General features: G+C 60.1%; 5 protein-coding genes and 1 pseudogene. All 6 read left to right on the forward strand.

The features are described from left to right. On the forward strand, positions 1–616 hold a 616-nt coding region (locus tag BM160_RS21940; protein WP_092008268.1), incomplete at its 5' end, for an ABC transporter ATP-binding protein. Positions 617–770: 154 nt separating this feature from the next. Continuing rightward, on the forward strand, positions 771–1,700 hold the full coding sequence (locus BM160_RS21945) for a branched-chain amino acid ABC transporter permease (protein WP_092008269.1): 930 nt from the start codon (positions 771–773) through the stop codon (positions 1,698–1,700). 149 nt (positions 1,701–1,849) lie between these two features. Further along, complete coding sequence (locus BM160_RS21950) at positions 1,850–2,914, forward strand: branched-chain amino acid ABC transporter permease (RefSeq protein ID WP_092008270.1); 1,065 nt, start codon at positions 1,850–1,852, stop codon at positions 2,912–2,914. Between the two features lie 89 nt (positions 2,915–3,003). After that, a complete protein-coding gene (locus BM160_RS21955; protein ID WP_092008271.1) occupies positions 3,004–4,323 on the forward strand; it encodes an ABC transporter substrate-binding protein in 1,320 nt (439 codons plus the stop codon). A gap of 92 nt (positions 4,324–4,415) precedes the next feature. Next, positions 4,416–5,273, forward strand: coding sequence for an ABC transporter ATP-binding protein (locus tag BM160_RS21960; protein ID WP_255369048.1), 858 nt, complete (start codon positions 4,416–4,418; stop codon positions 5,271–5,273). A gap of 19 nt (positions 5,274–5,292) precedes the next feature. Then, positions 5,293–5,429 (forward strand): annotated as a pseudogene (locus BM160_RS23050) (phenylacetate--CoA ligase family protein); the annotation flags it as partial.

Consider the following 5,429-nt stretch of genomic DNA (forward strand, 5'->3'; position numbering starts at 1 on the left):
CGGGGTGTACGCACCGCAGCAGGGCTCCATCACCTTTCGCGGCCAGACCTTCAAGCACATGAACAGCCACCAGGTGGCGGTGATGGGCGTGGGCCGCACCTTCCAGAACCTGGCGCTGTTCAAGGGCATGAGCGTGCTCGACAACATCATGTCGGGCCGCAACCTGAAGATCAAAAGCAATCTGCTGCTGCAGGCGCTGCGCATCGGGCCGGCGGAGAAAGAAGAGATCCGCCACCGCGAGGCCGTCGAACGCATCATCGACTTCCTGGAAATCCAGGCCTACCGCAAAACGCCCGTCGGCCAGCTGCCCTACGGCCTGCAAAAACGCGTCGACCTGGGCCGGGCCCTGGCGATGGAGCCGCAGGTGCTGCTGCTGGACGAGCCCATGGCCGGCATGAATGTGGAAGAAAAGCAGGACATGTGCCGCTTTGTGCTCGACGTCAACGACGAGTTCGGCACCACCGTGGTGCTGATCGAGCATGACATGGGCGTGGTCATGGACATCTCCGACCGCGTGGTGGTGCTGGACTACGGCAAGAAGATCGGCGACGGCACGCCCGACGAAGTGCGCAACAACCCGGACGTCATCCGGGCTTACCTTGGAACGGAGCAGTGATCATGAATGGCTATTCAATACTCGTTCTACGGGCAGCAAATATCTTTACCAGCGGCCGCAGCGGAACCGGCTTCGCCGGGCCGAAAGCGGCGTCCCCTGCAAGGGGAGAGGCGGCTACACGAAGTGAGCCCGCAACAGGGGTGGGGAAATAATCATGGGATTTTTTCTCGAAACCCTTTTTGGCGGCCTGATGGCCGGCATGCTGTACGCGCTGGTGGCCATCGGCTTTGTGCTGATCTTCAAGGCCTCCGGCGTCTTCAATTTCTCCCAGGGCGCCATGGTGCTGTTCGCGGCGCTGGCGATGGCGCGCTTCTCGGAGTGGATTCCTGGCTGGCTGGGCATCAACAACATGCTTCTGACCAATGTGCTGGCCTTCATGGTTGCGGTCGTCCTCATGATTGGCGTGGCCTGGCTGATTGAGCGACTGGCCCTGCGCAAGCTGGTCAACCAGGACGGCATCACGCTGCTGATGGCAACGCTGGGCATCAGCTACTTCATGGACGGTGCCGGCCAGCTGATGTTTGGCAGTGCCACTTACAAAATCGATATCGGCATGCCGAAAGACCCGATGATCGTGCTGGAAAAGCTGTTTGAAGGCGGCTTGCTGCTCAGCAAGGAAGACCTCTATGCGGCCACCATTGCCGCGGCGCTGGTGACCATGCTTTCGCTGTTCTTCCAGAAAACCGCCACCGGCCGCGCCCTGCGCGCCGTGGCTGACGACCACCAGGCTGCGCAATCCATAGGCATACCGCTGTCGCGCATCTGGGTCATCGTCTGGGCGCTGGGTGGCGTCGTGGCCTTGTTCGCCGGCGTGATCTGGGGCTCCAAACTGGGGGTTCAGTTCTCCATTTCACTGGTCGCGCTAAAAGCCTTTCCGGTCGTCATTCTGGGCGGCCTGACCTCGATTCCAGGCGCCATTCTGGGCGGACTGATCATAGGCGTGGGCGAAAAACTGTCGGAAATCTACCTCGGGCCCATGGTGGGCGGCGGCATCGAAAACTGGTTTGCCTATGTGCTGGCGCTGGCCTTTTTGCTGGTCAGGCCCCAAGGCCTGTTCGGCGACAAAATCATCGATCGCGTATGACATACGCGATGAACCCAGGACTGGGCTCTTTGCCGGACACGGCAAAGAATGATTTTTCAGAGAAGACTAACTTGCCTTGCAAGTTAACCGCAGCGCGTCGTAACTACAAAATCATTGATCGCGTCTAACGCGGCGACGGAGACACATCTATGTTTTACCGAGAGAACGGCCAGTTCAAAAGCAGCTACCGGACCGACCTGCAGATCTTCCCCATCCTGCAGGATCGCGTGGCCATGCTGGCCTTGCTCGCCATCGCCTTCATTGGCCTGCCCTTGCTAGCCAGCGACTACGCCTTTCGCGCCATCTTCATTCCTTTCCTAATCCTTTCCCTGGCCGCCATAGGCCTGAACATACTGGTGGGCTACTGCGGCCAGATTTCACTGGGCACCGGCGCCTTCATGGCCGTGGGCGCCTACGCGGCCTTCAATCTGCAAGTACGCATCGAAGGCATGCCGCTGTTGCTGTCGCTGATCGGTGGTGGCTTGTGCGCCACGCTGGCTGGTCTGTTGTTTGGACTGCCAAGTCTGCGTATTCGCGGCCTCTACCTGGCGGTGGCCACCCTGGCGGCTCAGTTCTTCATTGACTGGTTCACCAACCGCGTGCCCTGGGTCACCAACAACTCGTCCTCGGGCTCGGTCAGCGTCGGCGCGCTCAAGGTGATCGGCCTGTCCGTTGAGACTCCCGTGCAGAAGTATTTGCTGTGCCTGTCCATCGTTCTGGTCATAGGCCTGCTGGCAAAAAATCTGGTGCGTGGCGCCATCGGCCGTGAATGGATGGCGATTCGCGACATGGACGTGGCCGCCGCCGTGATCGGCATTCGCCCGGTCTACGCCAAGCTATCGGCCTTTGCGGTGAGCTCCTTCATCGTCGGCGTGGCCGGAGCGCTCTGGGGCTTTGTGCATCTGGGCGCCTGGGAACCAGCGGCATTTGGCATAGACAAGTCTTTTCAGCTGCTGTTCATGGTGATCATCGGCGGCCTTGGCTCCATTGTCGGCAGCTTTTTCGGCGCCGCCTTCATTGTCTTGCTGCCGCTGTTTTTAAACCAACTCCCGCTCTGGCTTGGCCTGCCCTTGTCCACCGCCACTGCGTCGCATCTTGAGCACATGATTTTTGGCGCCCTGATCGTGTTTTTCCTGATCGTGGAGCCGCATGGCCTGGCACGACTTTGGCTCACGGCACGGCAAAAATTGCGGCTCTGGCCTTTCCCGCATTAAACGTTTCCCCCTGAAGGCGCCGCAGAGCGCAAAACTTTGTCCTATCGTTTTCATCCCGCACCACAAGTGCTCTTACATCGGAGACAAGCATGAAAATCAAAACCCTCGCACTCGCCAGCGCCATCGTCGCAACAGGTCTGGGCAGTCTGCTCAGCGTGCCCCTGGCACAGGCCCAAAGCGCAGAACAGTTTGTTCCGCTGCTGGTTTACCGCACCGGCCAGTTCGCCCCGCTGGGCATTCCCTGGGCCGATGGCAAGCAGGATTATTTGAAGCTGGTCAACGCCCGCGACGGTGGCGTCAACGGCGTCAAGCTCAGCTACGAAGAGTGCGAAACGGCTTACGACGCGGCCAAGGGTGTTGAGTGCTATGAGCGCCTGAAAACCAAGGGCACCGGCGCCTCGGGTTTTGACCCGCAATCCACCGGCATCACCTTTGCCGTCACCGACAAGGCCTTTGCCGACAAGGTCAGCGTCGAGACCATGGGCTACGGTTTGTCGCAATCGGTTGACGGCAAGGTCTTCGAGTGGAACTTCCCGCTGCTGGGCACCTACTGGACCGCCGCCGACGTGATGATCCAGGACATCCTGAAAAAGGAAAAAGGCAGCCTCAAGGGCAAGAAAATTGCGCTGGTCTATCACGACTCGCCTTACGGCAAAGAGCCCATCCAGCTGCTGCAAAAACGCGCCGCCAAGGATGGCTTCGAGCTCTCGCTCTTCCCGGTCACGCCTCCTGGCGTCGAACAAAAATCGACCTGGCTGCAGATTCGCCAGCAAAAGCCCGACTACGTGCTGTTCTGGAGTGCTGGCGTGATGACCCCGGCCGGCATCCGCGAAGCACAGGCCAGCGGCTACCCACGTGAAAAGATCTACGCCATCTGGTGGGCTGGCTCCGACCATGATGTGAAAGACATAGGCACGGGCGCCAAGGGCTATAACGCCGTCACCATCCACAACAGCGCCGCCAAGGACAAGGTCCACGACGATCTGAAAAAATTTGTCTATGACAAAAAAGAAGGCACGGCATCGAACTTCAGCGAAGTCGGCGTGCTGGCCCACACCCGCGGCATGATGATTTCCATGCTGCAGGTCGAGGCGATTCGTGCGGCGCAAGAGAAGTACGGCAAGGGCAAAGCCATGACCTCGGAACAGGTGCGTTGGGGTTACGAAAACCTGGACCTCACTGCCGAGCGCCTGAAAGCCCTGGGCTTTGGCGAAATCATGCGGCCGGTGAAAACCTCTTGCGCCAACCACATGGGCACTGACTGGGCACGCATCGTCCAGTGGAATGGCAGCAAGTGGGACATCCAGCCGACCTGGTACCAGGCCGACAAAACGGTGGTCGATCCACTGGTCAAGGAAATGTCCGACAAATACGCCAAGGAAAAAAACATCAAGCCACGCGCCTGCTAAACCCAGGCCAACCCGCTTAAACCGTCCATCCTGGCGCTCGCGCCAGGATGGCGCACAAGCCACACGATTACGTCCCGGCCTAGGAGCTCACGATGTCGATTTCTTCCCCCCCGGCGGTCACGACTGCCGCCTCACCTCCGTCTGCAGCAGTGCCGGTGCTGCTCAACGTCAACGGCATAGAGGTCATCTACAACCATGTGATTCTGGTCTTGAAGGGCGTGTCCCTGCAGGTGCCCGAGGGCCGCATCGTGGCCATCCTGGGCGGCAATGGGGCAGGCAAGACCACCACGCTGCGCGCCATCTCCAACCTGCTCAAGGGCGAGCGCGGCGAAGTCACCAAGGGCTCCATCGAGTTGCAAGGGGAACGCATAGAAAACCTCTCGCCCGCCGACCTGGTCAAGCGTGGCGTGATCCAGGTGATGGAGGGCCGGCACTGCTTTGCCCACCTGACGATTGAAGAAAACCTGCTCACCGGCGCCTATACGCGCAAGAGCAAAGGCGAGATCGCCGCCAACCTGGAAAAGGTCTACAACTACTTTCCCCGCCTGAAAACCCGGCGTACGTCGCAAGCGGCCTACACCTCGGGCGGCGAGCAGCAGATGTGCGCGATTGGCCGCGCCCTGATGGCCAACCCCTCCATGGTCTTGCTCGACGAGCCCTCCATGGGCCTGGCGCCGCAAATCGTGGAAGAAGTGTTCAACATCGTCAAAGACCTGAACACCCGGGAAAAAGTCACCTTCTTGCTGGCCGAACAAAACACCAATATGGCGCTCAAATACGCCGACTACGGCTACATCATGGAAAGCGGCCGCGTCGTGATGGACGGCGCCGCCCGCGAGCTCGCCAGCAACGAGGATGTGAAAGAGTTTTATCTCGGCGTGGGCGGCGGTGAGCGCAAGAGCTTCAAGGATGTGAAAAGCTACAAGCGGCGCAAGCGCTGGCTGGCTTGATCCGGCCCCAGGAATGCCTATGACACGATTTTTTGATGCGCTGGAAACCCGCTCACCCGCGGCCCGCGAAGCGGCCCTGATGGCGGCGCTGCCGCAGCAGATCGCCCAAGCCCAACACCACACCGCCGCCTTCGGCGCCCTCCTCAAGGGGGTGGA

The organism is Polaromonas sp. OV174 (assembly GCF_900112285.1).
In the GTDB taxonomy this organism is placed as follows: Bacteria; Pseudomonadota; Gammaproteobacteria; order Burkholderiales; family Burkholderiaceae_C; genus Polaromonas.

Coding starts and splice junctions, on each gene's coding strand:
- BM160_RS21945 (WP_092008269.1), top strand. CDS start 771: ATGGGATTTTTTCTCGAAACCCTTTTTGGCGGCCTGATGGCCGGCATG.
- BM160_RS21950 (WP_092008270.1), top strand. CDS start 1,850: ATGTTTTACCGAGAGAACGGCCAGTTCAAAAGCAGCTACCGGACCGAC.
- BM160_RS21955 (WP_092008271.1), top strand. CDS start 3,004: ATGAAAATCAAAACCCTCGCACTCGCCAGCGCCATCGTCGCAACAGGT.
- BM160_RS21960 (WP_255369048.1), top strand. CDS start 4,416: ATGTCGATTTCTTCCCCCCCGGCGGTCACGACTGCCGCCTCACCTCCG.